Origin of the sequence: Halogranum rubrum (assembly GCF_900114455.1) — an archaeon.
Taxonomy (GTDB): Archaea; Halobacteriota; Halobacteria; order Halobacteriales; family Haloferacaceae; genus Halogranum; species Halogranum rubrum.
This window is the reverse complement of record NZ_FOTC01000001.1, coordinates 590,282-608,369: the sequence shown is the minus strand read 5'-3', so window position 1 is coordinate 608,369 and position 18,088 is coordinate 590,282. Positions and strand designations below refer to the sequence as shown.

Annotated in this window: 11 protein-coding genes; 3 read left to right on the top strand and 8 right to left on the bottom strand. The window is 56.5% G+C overall.

Going from position 1 to position 18,088, the window contains the following annotated elements:
- Positions 1-70: 70 nt before the first annotated feature.
- The 3 genes from BM083_RS02870 to BM083_RS02860 all read right to left on the bottom strand — a co-directional run bounded on the left by BM083_RS02870 (position 71) and on the right by BM083_RS02860 (position 3,929).
- Complete coding sequence (locus BM083_RS02870; RefSeq protein ID WP_049894142.1) at positions 71-1,612, bottom strand: sugar ABC transporter ATP-binding protein; 1,542 nt, start codon at positions 1,610-1,612, stop codon at positions 71-73.
- Positions 1,613-1,666: 54 nt separating this feature from the next.
- On the bottom strand, positions 1,667-2,992 hold the full coding sequence (locus tag BM083_RS02865) for a sugar ABC transporter substrate-binding protein (protein ID WP_089865506.1): 1,326 nt from the start codon (positions 2,990-2,992) through the stop codon (positions 1,667-1,669).
- Between the two features lie 160 nt (positions 2,993-3,152).
- The gene (locus tag BM083_RS02860) at positions 3,153-3,929 is read right to left on the bottom strand and encodes an SDR family NAD(P)-dependent oxidoreductase (protein WP_009376583.1); all 777 of its coding nucleotides are present in this window, start codon (positions 3,927-3,929) and stop codon (positions 3,153-3,155) included.
- A gap of 199 nt (positions 3,930-4,128) precedes the next feature.
- On the opposite strand from BM083_RS02860, the gene BM083_RS02855 reads away from it, so the two are divergent.
- The 3 genes from BM083_RS02855 (at position 4,129) to BM083_RS02845 (ending at position 8,159) form a co-directional block, all read left to right on the top strand.
- Positions 4,129-4,983, top strand: coding sequence for a beta-keto acid cleavage family enzyme (locus BM083_RS02855; protein ID WP_089865503.1), 855 nt, complete (start codon positions 4,129-4,131; stop codon positions 4,981-4,983).
- A gap of 510 nt (positions 4,984-5,493) precedes the next feature.
- The gene (locus tag BM083_RS02850) at positions 5,494-6,261 is read left to right on the top strand and encodes an IclR family transcriptional regulator (RefSeq protein WP_009376587.1); all 768 of its coding nucleotides are present in this window, start codon (positions 5,494-5,496) and stop codon (positions 6,259-6,261) included.
- 608 nt (positions 6,262-6,869) lie between these two features.
- The gene (locus tag BM083_RS02845) at positions 6,870-8,159 is read left to right on the top strand and encodes a sugar ABC transporter substrate-binding protein (protein WP_089865500.1); all 1,290 of its coding nucleotides are present in this window, start codon (positions 6,870-6,872) and stop codon (positions 8,157-8,159) included.
- Between the two features lie 543 nt (positions 8,160-8,702).
- Here the strand turns inward: BM083_RS02845 and BM083_RS02840 are convergent.
- The 5 genes from BM083_RS02840 to BM083_RS02820 form a co-directional block, all read right to left on the bottom strand.
- On the bottom strand, positions 8,703-9,989 hold the full coding sequence (locus BM083_RS02840) for an RNA-guided endonuclease InsQ/TnpB family protein (protein WP_089865497.1): 1,287 nt from the start codon (positions 9,987-9,989) through the stop codon (positions 8,703-8,705).
- Positions 9,990-10,485: 496 nt separating this feature from the next.
- Complete coding sequence (locus BM083_RS02835) at positions 10,486-10,758, bottom strand: hypothetical protein (RefSeq protein WP_089865494.1); 273 nt, start codon at positions 10,756-10,758, stop codon at positions 10,486-10,488.
- 163 nt (positions 10,759-10,921) lie between these two features.
- On the bottom strand, positions 10,922-12,394 hold the full coding sequence (locus tag BM083_RS02830) for a hypothetical protein (protein ID WP_089865491.1): 1,473 nt from the start codon (positions 12,392-12,394) through the stop codon (positions 10,922-10,924).
- A gap of 309 nt (positions 12,395-12,703) precedes the next feature.
- Positions 12,704-13,261 (bottom strand): metal-dependent hydrolase, encoded by a 558-nt coding sequence (locus BM083_RS02825; RefSeq protein WP_089865488.1) that lies wholly within the window; start codon positions 13,259-13,261, stop codon positions 12,704-12,706.
- 1,088 nt (positions 13,262-14,349) lie between these two features.
- On the bottom strand, positions 14,350-18,042 hold the full coding sequence (locus tag BM083_RS02820; RefSeq protein WP_089865485.1) for a glycoside hydrolase family 97 N-terminal domain-containing protein: 3,693 nt from the start codon (positions 18,040-18,042) through the stop codon (positions 14,350-14,352).
- Positions 18,043-18,088: the final 46 nt, after the last annotated feature.

Below are 18,088 nucleotides of genomic sequence, written 5' to 3'. Positions count from 1 at the left end.
TTGCATCGTCCGCTGTTCACGTTGTCTATCGAGCCACTGCCGAATCGCCTGTTGGTTGTCTGCACTCATGTCAGATCATCTCCTGTATCAGCTTTTCTTCGGTCGGTTTGTTGCCAGCCGATGCATCGAACGGCTCATCGACGAACTGTCCACTGTTCATCACCGCAATTCGATTCGACATGCCGATCACTTCTGGAAGCTCGTCACCGATGAAGACGATGGAGACCCCGCTGTCAGTCAGTTCCCGACAGAGACGGTACACCTCTTCTTTCGCACCGACGTCGATGCCACGTGTGACGTTGTCCATCACGAGAATCGGCGTCTCCTGGGCGAGCCATCGACCGATGACGACCTTCTGCTGATTCCCACCACTCAGGCCGTGGACGAGGGCTTCGGGGCCCGGTGTCTTGACGTTCAACTCCTCGATAACCCGCTCTGTCGCTTTGTCTTCTGCATCGAGATTGAGTAGTGGGAACTTCCCGTTCATGTTCCGAATCATCGCCAGTGAGACGTTGATTCGGACGGGTTGATACAACAGCAGTCCCTCGGACTTTCGGTCCTTAGGAATGTAACCGACACCCGAGTCGACCATCTTGGAGACGGACGGTTCGGTGACCGGCGTTCCGTCAACCGAAATCGTCCCGTCGGTCATACCGAGGTCACCGGCGAGTGCTCGTCCGAGTCGCTCTTTTCCAGACCCTTCGACGCCGACGATGCCGAATATCTCACCTTTGCGGACCGAGAACGACAGTGGGCCGATCTCCTCACCGACGGTGAGGTCGTCGACACGAAACATCTCGGTCCCGAGTGCTTCCTCGGTCCGCTGTTCGGAGACTCGGTAGTATTCGTCTGCCGTCTCGCGACCGACCATGCTCTGTTGGAGACTATCCTGCGTTGCTGCACTCGCAGTGGTCTCGTCGACGAGTTCGCCGTCTTTGAGCACGTAAATTCGGTCGGAGATATCTAACACTTCGTCGAGTTCGTGTGAAACGAACACGAACGTCGCTCGGTCGCGGAGGTCGTTGACCAGGTCAAAGAGAATCTCTCGACCGGCCTCTTCGAGGCCCGCAGTCGGTTCGTCGAGGAGGATGACGGGATTATCCGATTTCTGGGAGACGTGGAATGCTTTCGCGATTTCCAGCATCTGCCGCTCGTTGAACGAGTAGTTCGAGACGAACTCGTCGACGTCGAGTTTGAGCCCGAGGTCTTCGACGAAAGCCTGTGCCTCCTCCCTCATCTGGTTTCGATCGAGGACGCCGCCTCGTTCGATCTCGCGACCGAGGTAGAGGTTCTCGTACCCTCGGAAATTGGTGATGACGTCTTGTTCTTGATGCACGAGCGAGACACCGTAGTCTGCTGCATCGCGTGGGTTCGTGAACTCGACCGGGTCACCGTCGACGTACAACGTCCCCCCGTCTGGCTGGAGAACACCGGTTACGATGTTCAACAGCGTGCTCTTTCCGGCACCGTTCTCGCCGACGAGTCCGACGACTTCACCACGGTTGATTTCGAGCGAGACGTTCGAGAGTGCCTGTACGTGTCTAAACGATTTGGAGATGCCCTCGACACGAAAGCTGGGTGTGGTCGTATCGACCGTGAGAGCATCGTTCATCTGTTCCTCTGTCTCTGAAGGAACTGTCTCTGTGTTCGACATAGTTTCATCCTATTAGGACTTGAGCGGGTTGCTTTGGAAGCGATTCTTATAGAGGTCGGTAATCTGCTTCTGTGCCTCTTGGTCGGTGTACGCTTCCGGCAGTGAGTAGTTGTTCGGCTTGTTGGAGTCGCTCCAGTCAAGCACCTCTACCATATCGGCTCGGTTCATTGGCTGCATGTCGATTTGAGGGTCCCAACTGTCCTTGCCCGACTCCGCAACGGACATCTTCTTCCAGTCGTATGGTGTTTCACCTTCGAAGATAGCTTCGGCGTACTGCTCGGCCGCGACGACTGGGAGACGCTCGATTGTATCGGTCCACTCGTCGGTGTTCTTGACACAGACGGGAGCGTTGAACGACATCATCCGTTCTGCAGGCTGTAGACTGTGACCGTTGAGGTAGTCGTGACACTTCACGAGTGACCACCCGGCCTGCCACGGACCCATCCCAGAGACCGAGGCGACCATTCGTTCTTCTTGGATTGCTGCAAGCCCGGGTTCGCCAGCGTCGATGCCGACCACCGGGACGTCGATGTCGTTCTCCTCGAGAATCGTGAGCCCGCCGAGTGCGACCGCGTCGTTCTGGCCGAAGAAACCCTCGATGTCGTCACCGAACTGCGAAACCTTGTCCGACATCGCCTTTCGGGAGTCCGATCGAATCCAGTTCCCCTGTAGGCGTGGGCCTAGCCGTTCGACATCCGGGTACTCTTCCATTGCCAACTCGACGCCTTTGTTTCGGCCAATGTTCGGTGCCGTTCCACGGTTTCCTTCGATGTGGACGAACCCCCCGCTCCCACCCATCGACTCGAATAGGATCTTCGCGGCGGTGTACGCGTGATTGACAAAGTGCGGTGCGAAGAACTGGACGTACTCGTCGCCTGCGTCTTGCGGCGTGTACCAATCTGCAATCGTCACGGCGAGAATCGTTGGGACACCAGCTTGGACACACGTCTCTGCCAACGAAATCGCCGCAGCGTTCGTGTACGTCTGTCCGACGATTGTATCGGTCTCGCTTGCGATTGCGGTATCGAACTGTTGCTGCTGCGTGGTGACGTTACCCTCGTTCGTCTGGACGTTCGTAGTGTAGCCGAGTGCTTTCGCAGCCTCAGTGTAGCCTTTCTTCCACGACAACCAGTAAGAGTTCTGTAGGTTGGCTATCGACCCCATCGAGGTCTGTTCCCCCGAACTCCCGGTTCCACTCGAACTAGTATTCGACGATGCACCGTCGCCCCCGCCACCACCGGTGCAACCTGCGAGTCCGGTCAATGCACCTGCTGAGCCAGCGGCGGTTGTCGCTTTTAGAAACTGCCGTCTCGATTGACTGGTGCTATCCATTGCCATGTGAGTTCGTCTTTCTGTTTTCGAGTAGGGGTATAAATAAGTTTGGGGATTCCTCACGGTTATTCGTCGTGGTACAATGAGAGGCGAGGCTTGGCCCCTCTCCCTTACGAATCGAAGAAGTCCACTTCGACTGACTGTATCCAATCGAGAGTGCAGTCATCTAGTACATCACCTTCCCGGCGGAAACGTTGATATCCTGTCCTGTGATACGCGATGCGTCGTCCGAACAAAGATAAGCCGCCGTACTCGCGATATCCTCTCGGTCTACCAGTTCGTTTCGGGGGCTCTGACTCTCCACTTCAGTTCGTACTTCGTCGCACGTCCGTCCAGTCGCCTCGGCTTGCTGCTCGAACACACCTCTGATTCGGGGGCCGTCGACCGACCCTGGACAGATCGCATTCACGTTGATATCGTGTTCGCCGACTTCGACGGCGAGCGTTCGAGTGAATCCGATGAGACCCATCTTCGTCGCCGCGTACGGTGTTCGATTCAGCAACGGTTTCTTTCCCGTCACAGAAGCGATGTTGACGACGCGTCCGTAGCCCTGTTCTTTCATGACGGGTATCACCTCACGACACATGAAGAACGGACCACGGAGGTTGACATTCGTCGTCGCGTCCCAAGCATCTTGCTCAATCTCCTCACATGGACTCGTCGGGCCAGCGATTCCTGCGTTGTTGACGAGGATACCGACTCCGCCAAACTCGTCGAGCGCTGTTTCGACGGTGTGCTGGACACTCTCCAACTCAGTGACGTCAGTTTCGACAGCGAGTGCCTGCTGTCCTTCGTTTTCGACGAGTCGCTTCGTCTCACGCATTTCTGCGGAGTCGAGGTCTGCGATGACGATGTCTGCACCCTCCCGCGCTAATCTGACACAGATGGCTTGACCGATACCACGGCCGCCTCCGGTCACAATTGCTGTGCTATCTAACACCATGTTCACGAATCGCATGTGCCAGTATAAAAATCTGCTGTAACCTTCACGGTCGTTTGTAGCGTATACGTGAGGGTAGCCAGAGCAACTTGAGCGCAAATCGCTCCAGAGAGTAGTTCACTCGTGGGATTTCCACCGAGGAGTGTAGCTTGTAACCTATACAACCAAAGCTATTAATAGACGATAGAGGACATTCAGAGGTATGCCATACCAAGGTTACAGCGACTACTTCGAGAAGAAGTTGATAATCAGTGTCGCAACGACTGGTGGTCACCACGGGAAAGAGGCGAACCCAAATCTTCCCGAACAGCCTGAAGAGATAGCACGAGATGTCGCGGCTTGCGAAGCTGCAGGGGCATCGATGGTTCACATCCACGCTCGCGACGAGAACGGTGAAGGAACGAAAGACGTCGCTCGGTTCCAAGCAATCCGCGATGCCATAGAGGAACACTGTGACGACATCCTCGTCAATTTCACCACGGGTGGTGGAGGCATCTGGTCTCGTGAGGAGCGCATCGCACCCATCTTGCAGACGGAACCACGACCCGACCTCGCGACTGTCGACCTCGGTCCAGTCAACTTCGGTCAGACGCGAACTGCAGTGAATACTCGGGAACAAAACGAGGAATACGCTCAGCGGATGCTTGACACAGGCGTGAAACCAGAACTGGAGCTTTTCAATCCGGGACACATTCCCGAGATGGAGCATCTCATCGAGGAAGAGTTACTCGAACCGCCGTACTGGTGTACGGCGATTTTCGGTATGCAGAACGGGACACCAGCACTTCCACGAAACGTCATCAACTTCGCCGATAACCTCCCTGAATCGAGCGAGTGGCAGGCGCTCGCGTTGGGTCGGCATCAGCTGCCGCTAACCACGATGGCGATCGCGATGGGGGGCCACGTTCGGGTCGGTATGGAAGACAACATCTACTATCGGAAGGGTGAACTCGCTGAGAGCAACGCCCAGTTGGTCGAACGAACCGCTCGGATTGCTGACGAGCTTAATCGACCTATCGCGTCGCCAGCCGAGACTCGTGAAATCCTCGGGCTGTAAGTCCGCGATATCGTTGGTTACGCGTTGTCGCTGAACCCGTCGCGAGCATCACTCAGTTTTCGATGCTCGCGAATCCAACGGAGGTTGGGAAATGGCAACGACAGAGACAGTATGTGTGACAAGTTGTGAGAAGTACCGATTTTGGGCATAGAGACGCCTCAAACAGAAGGGTGAGAAGAGATGTCACGGTGCCAGCAATCGTGATGAATATTTATTATCATACAGGAATGAACCATACAAATTCTAGAATACATGTCTACAGTTTATCTTGAGATGCGCAAATACCGATTGTATGCCCTTTAGAGACCCTCTACTTCCTGATCGTGACTCAGCGTATCTATTCGGCAACAGTGGATATTATATACTCAGCTCGTTTGTTCCTCACTCTTCGATACGAATTATAGAGGCCGTCAGTAGTCTCTCTTCCAATCAAAATCACCCGTCTGTAGGTGGACAAGGGCAGATTCAACAATGCGGAATATTAAATACCATGGCTTGCTACACCATGCCATGAGCACAAACGACGGTCGACGGACGCTGAAATCATCGGAGACGACATTGGAAATTCTCGATCGACTAAAGGACTTAGACGGAGCCCGTGTCACAGAACTCGCAGAAGACCTAGAACGAGCACCAAGTACTATCCATAGCCATCTTACGACGCTGAAGGCGAACGGATACGTCGTCAAGGAAGGCGATATCTACCACCTCGGACTCCACCTGCTGGAACTCGGAAACTACGTTCAGAACCGGAAGAAAGCCTACCGGATTTCGAAGGGCTACACGGAACAACTAGCCGAAGAGAGCAAATGTCGTGCCGTCTTCGTCGTCGAAGAGAATGGTCGCGGCGTCTATCTTCACACGTACTCGGGGAAACACGCTGTCTGGCAGTACTCGACTCTCGGCAAGCAGTTCTATCTTCATCAGACAGCGGCGGGAAAAGCACTGCTTTCCACGCTATCGGACGAGAGAGTCGAGGAGATTATCGACCGATGGGAACTCCCAGCGAAAACCGAGAACACGATTACCGACTCCGACACTCTGTTGGACGAACTCGACCAGATTCGGGAGCGTGGATACTCGTTTAACCGCGAGGAGCAACTCAAGGGTATCAAAGCAGTTGGTGTTCCCGTTACTGGTCCGAACGACGAAGTCATTGGTGCGTTCAGCGTTGCTAGTCCGGCGAACCGTCTCACTGGTGAGTGGTTTTCAGAGGAACTCCCCAATATCGTGCTCGGCGTCGCAAACGAATTCGAGTTGGAGTATTCGCTTTCGTGACCACGTGATTACAGTACTACTATTGTAACACAACCGGTCTGGGAATCGGTGACTCTCGTCTTCACCTGCAATGGTAGACATTCTTCGATTTTGTTAAAACCCCGAACAGATGTTCGGGTCAGTGCGACTACTCAACCAGTATAACCTCTAACGGAAAGTCTGACCCCCGTACTCTGTTTCCCGTTACAAGCATAGGAGCGTAACGCCAGATGCTTCTCTCTGTGTTACTTCCTCGGTGTGAAATTCGATGTCGGCAGATAAGATTAGAGAGTACTGTTCGACTCTCACGCTGCCCTACATGACCGGCATTCGAGACTCACCCATATTTAAAATTCGCGAGAGTAGAATCTCTCCTAGCCGGCTGTTTTTACAGCAATCTGAGGATGACTCAACTCTCACTCGACAGATCGACTATCAACCGAGTTCTGGGTTAGGCGAATAGGTTGCCTGACCAACTGTGCTCTTCCCTCGGCGACGTTGTCTCTGTGATAGCACTGTGTCCGTTACGTACTCTAAACCGTTCATCCACTCAACATATACTACGACCAATAATCGTGAAGGAGACAAAACTTATATATACTCTCGAGAAAAAGTCACGGTGAGTTCATATGCCAACAGATAGCACCAACCACTCAAGACGGGCCTTTCTCAAGAGAACGGCCACAGCTGGGTCGATAGGCACACTGACCGGACTTGCAGGCTGTACTGGTAGTCTTGCAAGTGGCAGCGATAGTGAAAAGACGTCCTTAGCCTCAATCTCTAATCTGCAGAACTCTTACTGGCTGTCGTGGAAAAAAGGATACGTCGAAGCAGCAGAAGCATTTGGGTACGAATCGAAGGTTCAGACAAACGATGGGAACGTCAAAACCCAACAAGAGCAGTTCGACACTGCAATTTCTAGTAGAACGGACATGATTATGGGACAGACGTACACGAACGCCGCCTCGATCTCACTGGCGGAGACGTGCGTCCAATCAGGTGTACCAACAGTTTTGGCAGCCATGATTGCGAACTGGTACACACCACAGGACGCAGGCGACGAGTACGTCCAGTTCTTCGCACCACATTACGTTAACCACGCATACACTGCTGCGAAGATATTGTTCGAATCCATGGATGGTGAAGGCGGGTTCGTTCACATTGAAGGAAACCGTGGGACGGCACCGAATATCGGGCGAAATGTTGGTGTTCAATTGGCGATGAAGGAGTATCCGGATATCGAACGACTGGGGCCACGCTTACAGGGGAACTGGATCCGGTCAGACGCTCGAAATGCGATGTCAGATCTCGTCTCACAGTTCGGTGACAAGATTGAGGGCTTCTTCGGTCAAAACGACGGTGTCGCAATCGGTGGGTTGACTATTCTCAATGAGAACAACATCGATATTCCAGTCGTCGGTATTGATGCTAGTGAACCTGGACTCGCGAGAATTGAGGACGGGTCAATGACGGCAACGGTCTCTGGAATGGGTCCGTGGCAAGGTGGCTGGTCTGTCGCGAAGTGCCATGATTTCATAAATGGTCATACGTTACGGCCAGCGGAACGGATGATGTCATTTAACGCACCAGTTTGTGTCAAAGAGCCGAAAGAGTGGCGTGACAAAGTCGACCGATTACCAGTCGTTGACGCTGCTGAATACAACACAGCAATCTTTGATGGCGAGACGCCGTACGACTGGAAGAAGATGTCCGTTGCGGAGTCGGGCAAAGACAGTTGGGACCCTCAAATCGACATGCAGCCGATGGACAAAGCAGAGCTAAAGAAGGTGCTCGCTTGGAAGGAGAAGGACAAGCCCGACGGCTACTCGTTACCAAGCGCGTATTCGGATGGCGCAGCACAGGAAAAAGTCACCAAACTCTACAAAGATCGCTTTAACACGAACCCACTGAAACAGTGACAGCTAGTAGCAAGAGAGGGACGTCTTATTGAGCGAGAAACACTGATTCGGTACGGATCTGTGAACCGCCCTACTCAATCCTACGTTTGACAACTCGTGCTTGCAGATGTCACCAGAGGCTCTCGGCTTACCGCCGACTAGACCTCTCGGTTCTGGTGATGAACGACGTCAGTGGATTCTCAAACGCGGGGTAAGGCGAGATTCGATGCCAAGTAGTGACTCAACGAAACCACACCGCCAACGGTAGAATTGTACAAATCTAAAAAGACCGTTGTTGTGTACTTCTTCTACCGGTAGGCTAGTTGTTACTTACATTACTACCAGACCAATATTTTCTACTATTTTGGGAAAGAATCCAAAATAATGGATGTTTTGAGTTACTTATACAGTTATTGAGATTGTGCTTCGTCGGTGGTTATCGAAGAGGGAAATAGTCTTGCACAGTAACCACACGTATGGGGCTTCAAGCAGTCGTCTGAAATCACTACCCAACAGATCGGTTGTCTCGGTGTCAACGTCTTCCCCGCGGTGAACTACCCCACCCTACTCAGCAACGCTTCGCGTTGCTTCCTTGAGGACGGGGCTTCCTGTTTCTACGACGCGACTTGCATCCACCACGACGGCTTGAGAGCCTCCGTCAGTAGACACAGCGGTCGCAGTCTCCACAGGCGTTTCTTCGGAGTGAACCACTCCTAGTTGTAGTCCTCGTGAGAGAACGTTCAACGACGCATTCCAATCTCTATCGAGTTCGAACCCACACGATGGACATGAATGCTCACGCACCCACAACGGCTTGTACACCGATGTGCCACACGACGCACACTCCAACGTCGTCTTCTCAGGTCTGACAGTAACCACGTGACACCCGTTTTTCTTGCCGTGGTGCTTGAAAATCGTGATGAGGTTGCGCCATCCCACCTCGGCCTTGTTCCGCGCGTTCTCTGAGGATTCGAGCATTCCCTTGACGTTGAGGTCCTCAACAAACACGGCGTCGTACTCTGTCGTGTAGAAGTGCGCGAGCTTGTGCTTGTAATCACGCTTCTTATTCGACATCCGGGCGTGGACTTCCGCGACCCTCCGACGCTGTTTCCCCCAATTCTTGGACTGATACTCTTTGCGGGAGAGCGAGCGTTGCTCACGTTCGATCCGCTCTCGTTCATTGGGCAAGTCAAGTCGTCCTATCGACCGTCCCTTAGAGTCATGGATGAAGTTGAGAACCCCGAGGTCAAGACCTACGGAGTCTCCGGGTTCGATATCTTCGACGGCAGATCTCTCGGGTTTGTCGGTCTCGATGCAGAAGCTGACGTACCACGCGCCAGTGGGTTCTTTCTTGAGCGTGACTTCTTTGATTTGTTCGTGGTCAGGAAGGTCTCGGTGAAGGCGAATCGGTATCTCACGGGTTTCGCCTTTGAGTTTCTTGAGGATTAGGAGTCCGCGTCCGTTCGGGCCACTCTTCTTGTCGAGTTCGAAGCCTGATTGTCGGTACGTGAAACTCCGGTACTCACGCGGTTTCTTCCAGTTCAACGACCCCACATTGTAGCCCTTGGCCTTGAGCTTCCTGAGGTTCTGGATGTTATCACGGATGCGCTCAACGGCTTTTTGCAAGACCGTTGAGTAGACCCGTTTGAGTGCTGGCCACCAGTCTTTGAGCGCGGGGAGCGTGTCTCTAACCATCCAGACGCGTTGCCGGAGCGTTCCTGCGTCTCCAGGTATCTGGTTGAATTCGTTGAGTGCGTGGTTGTAAAGTTGTCGCACGGTGTTTCGTTGCCAGTCCATCGCTTCGCGTTGCTCCGTATTCGGGAACAAGCGGAAGCGAGGGCTGTACATCATGCGACGTGTCAATTGGTACGAAGTGTGGTATATTGATAGTGCTGATTGGCGTGTTTGAAATTCGTGCGGGTGCTGTATCCCCTCCCTACTCGCTCACTTCACTTCGTTCCGTTCACTCCTTGAGGAAGGGGGGCTTAGCACCCTATTTTCCAGCTAAATCAGGTACTCAGAGAGATTCGGTAGCCGTGTGAATCGTCTGTTTGATGGCGACATCGTTCCACCTCGGCTACCAACCTGAAGCACTACGTAGCCATTATCTATAGGCCAGTTCAGAACGAACACCGTACTGCACTCGACTTCCACGAACGGCACACCCGCGGAAGTGGGGTGTAGTTGGCATTCCGGAACCTGAACGCCCTCTCACCGGGGCGTTTTCCCGGACCTGACGCTCAGGGTGGATTCTGGATAGTACTTTCGCCGTAATATACAAGCATAATTAGACCCCTCACGAGCCGTGGGGACGAACCGTTCACTACTGCCATGTCGCTTGCTTCTGCTATGGCCAGACCCAGAGAGTATCACCGGGTTCACTGATCGGAACGCCGACGTCGAGATTGGCGTCCACGAACCAGATGTGGCTGTCGAAGAAAACGGCCGCCGAGTTGATCACGACTCGTTCGACGGCGTGTCGACTTCGTTCGCCGTCGGGATGCGTGACGACGACGTCGTAGTGGTCGTCGGCCTGTGGTGTGATGTCGACGCGGACGTTGTCGTACGTTTGCGTTCCCCAGTCTTGGCCGTTCGTCGTCGATGATAGCGTGTCTGACATAGTTCGCCTCTCTGTGGGTGGCCACCGTCGCCACCGCCTTACGCTCCCTTCGACGAGCACATCCTTGGGTATGCGCTCACTACGCGCAGTAGGGGCTGCTTACGGTCGGTGACGAAGCTTTGGACTGGGGGCGTCCTGTCCAAACGCTGAGTCTCGAACCGGATTACCCCAGGTCGGGGGCGGGACAGGAAGCCTCGTTGGTGAGATTCGACGTGGAGACGCCGGATTCGTCGAGGAGTCCAGTCAGTTCCGAGACGTTGATGTTCGTGTCGACGACGCGCGCATCCGAGTTGCGGAGCGCGATACCCTCTCGCTCGCCTGTCAGTTGGAGACAGGAGTTACGGACGACAGAGCCGTCGCGGTTGTCGACTCGAATCGCGGGATCGGAGCCCGAAGACGAGCCAGTGACGCTAACACCGTCGATTTCGACACCCCACGGTCGCGCACCCGTCTCACCGAGACGGGGATCGGTCGGGTCGTCGATGCGGATTGCGGCGACGTCGTCTGCTTCCAACTCGAATCGACTGTTGCGGATGGCCATCTCGCCGGCAGAGCCGTCGACCCAGACGGCCGCGGCCGTCTTCGACGGCGCGTTCCGGTAGACAAAGTTACAGTTCTCGATAGCGCCACCTTTGTCGCCGCGCGGGCCAGTCTCCCACACGATGCTGTGGGGGTTGATGAGTTCGCCACCGTTCGAGTCAGGGACGTCGTCGGTGTCGACGACGAAGTCACAGTCTTTCACGTGACAGCCGTCGCCACCGATGCGGAGCGACGCCTGGTTGTTGTTCTTGAACAGGCAGTTCTCGACCTTCACGTCGCCCGTACAGCGGCGTGCGTAGATGGCGTTCGTTCCGGTGTTCTCGATGTGGGAGTCCCGGATGATGAGTTCGCCGACGTGCTTCTCACCGAGCCAGATACATCCCTCGTTGGAGTCGTTGCCGAGGTGACCGTGAGAAGTGATGTCGGTCGGTCCTTTGCGGACAACTCCTTCGACGATTGCCGTTCCGTCCTCGTCGATGATCTGCGGGCTCAGGTTATCGACGGCACCGTTACCGGCCGTCGGGTTGAATCCCATGAACTCGACGTATCGGACGCGCAGGTTGTCGTTGGCCTTCAACAGCAGTCCGAGACTGCCTTGCTCGTCGTTGCCGTAGTGGAGTGCGACGTTCTCGATGAGGATACCGTCACCGCCACCCGTGCGGATGAGATGTTTCGAACTCCCTGGCTCGGAGACGAACCGAACGTCCGACGCCACATCACCGAGTCCACGGATACCCCAGTTGTTGAGGCTTCCTTCGGCGTGGTCGTCTTCGACGAGGTACGTCCCCGGCGGGAACTCGACGAGAGTGTCCTCGTCGTCCATCGTCTGCTGGAGTGCGTCGTCGATTGGCTCATTTCCGTTAGGGTCCATGCCGAGATCGTCGACGGCGTTGACGACCGTGCCGAACTGAATTCCGTGGCGCTCAGTCTCGGCCGCGGCGGTACCAGTGAGGCCCGCAGAGCCGAGTCCAGCGGCCGCCGCAGCGGCACCCATCTTGAGTACCGTCCGTCGGTTTAGCAGTGATTCATTATCCGCATCTGCTTCGTTCGTATCCGGTGTCGCTCGCTCATCTTCGAGCTCAGGTTCGTCGAGCATTCTGGGAAAGCGATTGTGGAAGATAATTAAATGTCTTACGATGTAGAACGTGTTTTTTGAACGTCCATACAAAAGATACTGTGAATAAATACAGAATAGTGCAGAATCCGAAGATAGACTGTGAACGGAATAACTTCGAATGTGGAGAGAACAGTTGGTGGTTCGTCTACTCGTTGGGGGTCATACAGAATCAAGGAGAATACCTGCGCCTTTAGGCGCAGGATGAATCCGACAATACTCTACACCAACCACACTTCGATGGCACAGTTGGATATTCCACGCCAACCGACACTATTAACAAAACGATATTTATCGTTGCGTGAGAGGCCGAATCAGCGGTCGAACGCCAGGGACGCCGTCGGCCCACCAGACGACGAGCGCGAGTGCGACGAGGCCGAACTCGAACAGTGCGAACGTATCGAACTGAAACGTGAGGAAGTGAGCGAAGATGCTCTTGTTGGTGTCGTACACGGGGAGGGGGAGTAGTGGCCAGACGAGATACGCGAGGTTCGCGAACTCCCCTCCGAGAAGCGGATACAGTCCATCTGCGGCGAGATGAGAGAGGTATCCGATACCGAACGCGACGACGAACGACGTGTACGTCTCGGCCTCCGCGCGCCGATACCGACGAACCGCGAAGAGTACCACACCGAGGACGAGTGATGCTGTCAACAACGAGTGTGCGAGCGAGCGTCCCGTCGGGAGCAGTGACACCGTCCACGCCAGCGGTTTGTCGACGAGGTCGGGAAACTGTGTCCCGAACGCGACGACGAGTGCGGTTACGTTCGTCGGACGGTGGTTCTTCAGTCGATGGCTATACAGCGAATAGAGCAGATATCCGACGGCGAGGTGTCCCCAAGGCCACATGTTACGATAGCTCCGACAGGGAGGGGCCTCAACCTGTCGAATCGAAGTGAACTGTCGAGGAGAACGACGCCGGTGCTGTAGACGATTACTACAACTAATTTTACGTACACGACTCACGTCTCGGCCAGCTGGAAAGCAGAAGACACTGCGTCGAATCGACCTCTGTACGCTGCCCTCACGCACGTACAGACCCAGTCGTCGATTGGTACAGAGAGCTACAGCCGTAAACCAGCCTCCAGTAGAAGAGTGGGCTTTCCGACCGAGAGAGACACCGTTGAAAACCAGATCGAGAGTGCAGAACCGACACGGACCGTTCGAATTCGACAGCCGTAGATACGTCTCACAACTATCATCTTACAGGAGAGTACCAACGACTGAGACACAACTCGCGTTCACACGGATAGCCTACGACAACGAGTATCACGACTGTCGGAGTCGACGTGTGATTAGATATTGTTGGACACTTGGCCGCGTGAGAGACGCTATTTTACCGGTCGAGGGGTCGAGTCATCAAGGGTTGGTGCAGAAGTGTTACGATATTACGATTGTAATGTTTTAGACTCGTCGATTCGAACGAAATCAGTCTACTGTTTCCCTTGTCGGACTCCGTGCGGCTATGTTCAGGTACACTTCGGTCCTCGGTCGACTCCCCTTCGGAACGGGTGACACGCTGTCGATGATTCCCGACGAGTTCGAGCGACGGCGGACAAGCGCAGACCAGCTTTGACAAATATCGTTGGATCCTCGAGAAAACACAGGTGACCGATAGTCGAGAACACATCAAGAGAGAATAGCAGTACTCCGTGGGTATTGAACACCCTTCGTGAATGTTAGAAGGAGAGAGGGGATAACCCACAATTAAAAGACTTTCTGTACACCATATATGCCGTATAGGACAATTTTTGGAGTGTTAGTTCGCTATTTTGCGAATAGTACTGTCCATACTTGGAGGAAAATGCGAATAGTAGACAACAGTCAGCACTCGGATCTATTCAATCACTATTGTGAATTATAGACTCGAAGAGGTCCAACCGCCGGGTTGGCGGTGGTGTCGACGTCAGCGCACTGCCATCCTCGGCCTTTGGTGACTACAGTGAGCGGAAGGGAAGCGTCGCGCGCTGCTCGCTCGTGTAGTCCAGCGCGTCGCTCTGTGCGACGTCGTCGGGCGTGACAAGGTCCATCACCAGCGGGGCGTTGTCGACGGCATCGACCTTCGCGCCGCCGAAGACGTAACCGGCGTTCTCCGCAGCGACCGGTCGGAGCGTCCCGCGGTCTTCGGATTGGACCATTGGGACGACTTCCAACTCGGCGACGTCGACGCCGTCGAACGCCGCTCGGTCGACGCTCATCGTGACGGTCCCTGCTTCGATGTCGACGCTCTCTCTGACGGCGACTGCCGACCCATCGCTCGTCGTAAGCGGCGCGCCGCTCGCCGTGACCGCACTCTTCGTGAACCCGCTGAGTTCGAGGCGGTAGTGCCACGGCCGCTCGAAGGAGACGTTCGCGCCGAGGTCGTCGAGACTCTCCGTGCTGCCGCCCGCTTTGTTCGGGTCGCGAAGCCAGAGGACGAACAACTGCGGCGAGAACCCCCGACTACTGCCGAAGGCGTTGTACAGGCTGCCGACCTCGAAGGTGAACTCCGAGAGACTCGGGGTCTGTGCGACGGTGAACGACCGGAGGTCGAACGCGCCCGCTCGGAACGCCTCGTTCGTCGGATAGGTGTACGCTCCTGGACCGTCGTCGTCTCCCTGCGGGTCGGTGATGGAGGCGACGGTCACCGGCGGTTCGACCGTCACCATCTCCGTCGCCAGCGTCGTCCCGTCGGCGGTTCGGACGATCACGTCGTACGTCCCCGGGTCGTCGAGCGTCGACGACAGCGCGACAGATTGATTGGTGCTGTTCGGGGGGAGACGAACGTTCGTCGTCGACGCGACTTCACCGTCGACGACCAGTTCGACCGTCGTCCCGCCGACGTAGTCACCGTCGTTGGACCCAGTCGCCGTGACGAACTGCTCTTGAACGAACGTCTCGCTGTCGACGGTGACTGAGAGGTCCTGCGTCGGTCGCTCGTAGGTCGGGAGGTCGGCGCGGTCCTCGCCCGTCGCTCGGCGCAGTCGCATCGCCGTCCCGCCGGACTCGACCATCGACGCCAGCACCGTCGTGCTCGGGTCGACGAGCGCCTCGTCGATACGGACGTCCGTGAGGTTCTCGTCGAAGGCGGCGTCGACGCCGTCCGAGTAGAGTTCGAGGACGTACGCCGGTCCGTTCGGTCCGCGGCCGTTCGCGTTCTTCTCCTTCCCCCGTCCGCTGCTCGAAGCGGCTGAGCCGGGAGCCAAGAAGTCGAGCGGAACGTCGAGTGCGCGGCCGTCCTCGTCGGTCATCGCGCCGACGTACCACGTGTCGTCTTTCTTCCGTGCCGTGACCATGTAGTCGCCGATGGCGGCGTCGAGCACCCGCGTGTCGTCCCATCCTGCGGCCGGGACATCTTCGATGTACTCGAAGGCGGGGACAGTCGGGCCGCGAATCGGGTCTGTCTCGGGCGCCGGCATGGACTCGCCGCGCGGCGTCAGCGCGGCGGCGTCGAGGTTGAATCCGCCCGTGTCGTCTTCGGTGAGCGTCAGCGTTACTTCGTTGTCACCCGCGTCGAGCGACACCGTCGTCGCGACCGTCGCCCACTCGTCCCAGTAGTCGGTCGGTGAGAGTTCGAGTCGGGTGTTCGTCTCGCCGTCGACAGAGACGGTCACCGTCCGCGGTGTCTCGGCGGGGACGGCGTTGTTCTCGCTGTCGCTCGCGTACCGCAGATGTAGGTCGTACTCGCCCGCCTCCGCGACGTCCGTGACCATCCACGAGAGACTCGCGCCCGTCTCGACGGTGTTGGGGTCGAACTCGACGTATCGGCCGCCCTGCGCCCCGGCCCACGTCGCTGCCCGAGCGAGACCATCTCGCTCGCCGAACTCGGCCTGTGCAACCTCGCCGATGCCGACGGTCGACTTCTGCTCTGTGAGGTACGAACTCGGGAGGTCTGCGACCATGTGGAGACCGCTGAAGTACGTCGGGTACATGGCGAGTTGCTTGGCGCGCGTCGTCTCGATACCGCCCGAGCCGGAGTCCATATCGAAGATGCCCGGCGTGAACTCCACCGGACCGCCGAGCATCCGGGTGAACGGGAACGTCACGTGATGCGAGGGGCTGATAGTCCCGAAAGAGTCGTACTCCTGTCCGTACACGCCCTCGCGCGTCATCACGTTCGGATAGGTTCGACGCTCGCCGGTCGGTTTGATGGGTTCGTGAACCTCCAGCATCTGCCGGTGTTTCGCCGCCTCGCGGTAGACGAGGTGGTGGTGGTTCACCAGCGGTTGACAGTGGTGGTTGTACGTCGTCCCGTCGATGGTGACGCCGCTGTCGGCGACGTAGCCCGTCTTGATGGAGCGAATCCCGAGGTCCTCGTAGTCGGCGAAGGGGTTCGGCGAGTCGTCCAACTGCGACTCGTAGTTCGAGATGTTGCCCGCCGTCTCGTTGTGGGCGGTCATCTCGACGGGCGGGTCAAGTTGCGCGCCGTAGGACGTGACCTCGCTGATGTCGAAGTCGGGGTAGGTGTCGTCGAAGTCCATCGCGCTGCCGTCGCCCGGGTAAGTGCTCCACCCCTCGTTCCAGCCTTCGACGAGCACGCTCGGGATGCCGTGTTCGCTGGCGAAGTCCATGTAACGCTTCATTCGACCAGTTTGTGCGCCGTGATTCCCCGACTCCGGACCGGTGTACTCCCAGTTTGCCCGACCCGTAATCATCAGCCACCAGACGCCGAGGAACTTCTTCGGCGTAATCCAATCTGTTCCCTTCGGGAACTCCTCGGGGTCGTGTGGCTCGTTGAGGTTGAGGACGAGACTCGACTCGACGAGGTCGCCGGGACACGACGCGAGTTGAATCGTCCGCCACGGCGTCCGGTGAGGTGCGGATGCGGTCACCTTCGTCCCATCCGGTAGCGGTGCTAGCGTCGACTCGAACGTCGTCGACCCCGCGGAGACGGGTTCGACGCCCATCGCCGCGTAGTCGACGAGGTTCGCCTCGTGGAGACTAACGTAACAGTCCTCGGCAGCCTTCGCTGTGATGGGAGTGTGCGCGCCGCCGAACGGACTCAGTTCGCCGACCTCGCTCAGCGACGACTCGGTGTACTCGTACTCGTAGCTGTTGAAGTCGTTCTGAATCCACCACGAGGTGTAGTCGCCCGCGAACGCGAACTCGGTACGCTCCGAGGTGATAGTGAAGTCGCCGAACCCGCTGTCTTCGGGAACGACCGAGCGGAAGCCGACACCGTCGTCGAACGCACGGAACTCTAGGGTGAGCGCACGCTGCGGTCCACTGGTCTCTCGGAGACCGAGACGGAGTCCCTCGGAGTGTTCGTGTATCTCGTCGTACTGGTCCCAGACGGGTGTCCACGTCTCGTCCGTACTCGACCGTTCGGTCCCCGTGACCGTCACGTCCGCACCGAACGGTGCTTGGTCGGCGAACTCGAACCCGAGCGTCGAGTTCTCGACGACGGTCCGACCCTCGTAGACGACCCGGTAGGTCGGGACACCGTCGGCGACGTCGACGGTCACCTCGACGCTACCGTCCGGCGAGGAGAGTGTCTGTGTGGGTGTGTCGTCGCCACCTGTGACCTGCGAAGCGGTCTCAGCGGCGACGTCGAGCGAGAACGCCGACGCCGCGGCGAGCGACGTGAGACCGCTGACGAACGTTCGTCTGCTCAGACTTGGTGACGAGTGATTACTTCTTTCATCAACCATTATGATTGATGTGTAGGAACGTGGTATTAAGTCTGATGGGCAGTTG

Excerpts from the sequence above, each read along its gene's own strand:
- BM083_RS02870 (WP_049894142.1), bottom strand. The coding sequence starts at position 1,612 with ATGAACGATGCTCTCACGGTCGATACGACCACACCCAGCTTTCGTGTC.
- BM083_RS02865 (WP_089865506.1), bottom strand. The coding sequence starts at position 2,992 with ATGGCAATGGATAGCACCAGTCAATCGAGACGGCAGTTTCTAAAAGCG.
- BM083_RS02860 (WP_009376583.1), bottom strand. The coding sequence starts at position 3,929 with ATGGTGTTAGATAGCACAGCAATTGTGACCGGAGGCGGCCGTGGTATC.
- BM083_RS02855 (WP_089865503.1), top strand. The coding sequence starts at position 4,129 with ATGCCATACCAAGGTTACAGCGACTACTTCGAGAAGAAGTTGATAATC.
- BM083_RS02850 (WP_009376587.1), top strand. The coding sequence starts at position 5,494 with ATGAGCACAAACGACGGTCGACGGACGCTGAAATCATCGGAGACGACA.
- BM083_RS02845 (WP_089865500.1), top strand. The coding sequence starts at position 6,870 with ATGCCAACAGATAGCACCAACCACTCAAGACGGGCCTTTCTCAAGAGA.
- BM083_RS02840 (WP_089865497.1), bottom strand. The coding sequence starts at position 9,989 with ATGATGTACAGCCCTCGCTTCCGCTTGTTCCCGAATACGGAGCAACGC.
- BM083_RS02835 (WP_089865494.1), bottom strand. The coding sequence starts at position 10,758 with ATGTCAGACACGCTATCATCGACGACGAACGGCCAAGACTGGGGAACG.
- BM083_RS02830 (WP_089865491.1), bottom strand. The coding sequence starts at position 12,394 with ATGCTCGACGAACCTGAGCTCGAAGATGAGCGAGCGACACCGGATACG.
- BM083_RS02825 (WP_089865488.1), bottom strand. The coding sequence starts at position 13,261 with ATGTGGCCTTGGGGACACCTCGCCGTCGGATATCTGCTCTATTCGCTG.
- BM083_RS02820 (WP_089865485.1), bottom strand. The coding sequence starts at position 18,042 with ATGGTTGATGAAAGAAGTAATCACTCGTCACCAAGTCTGAGCAGACGA.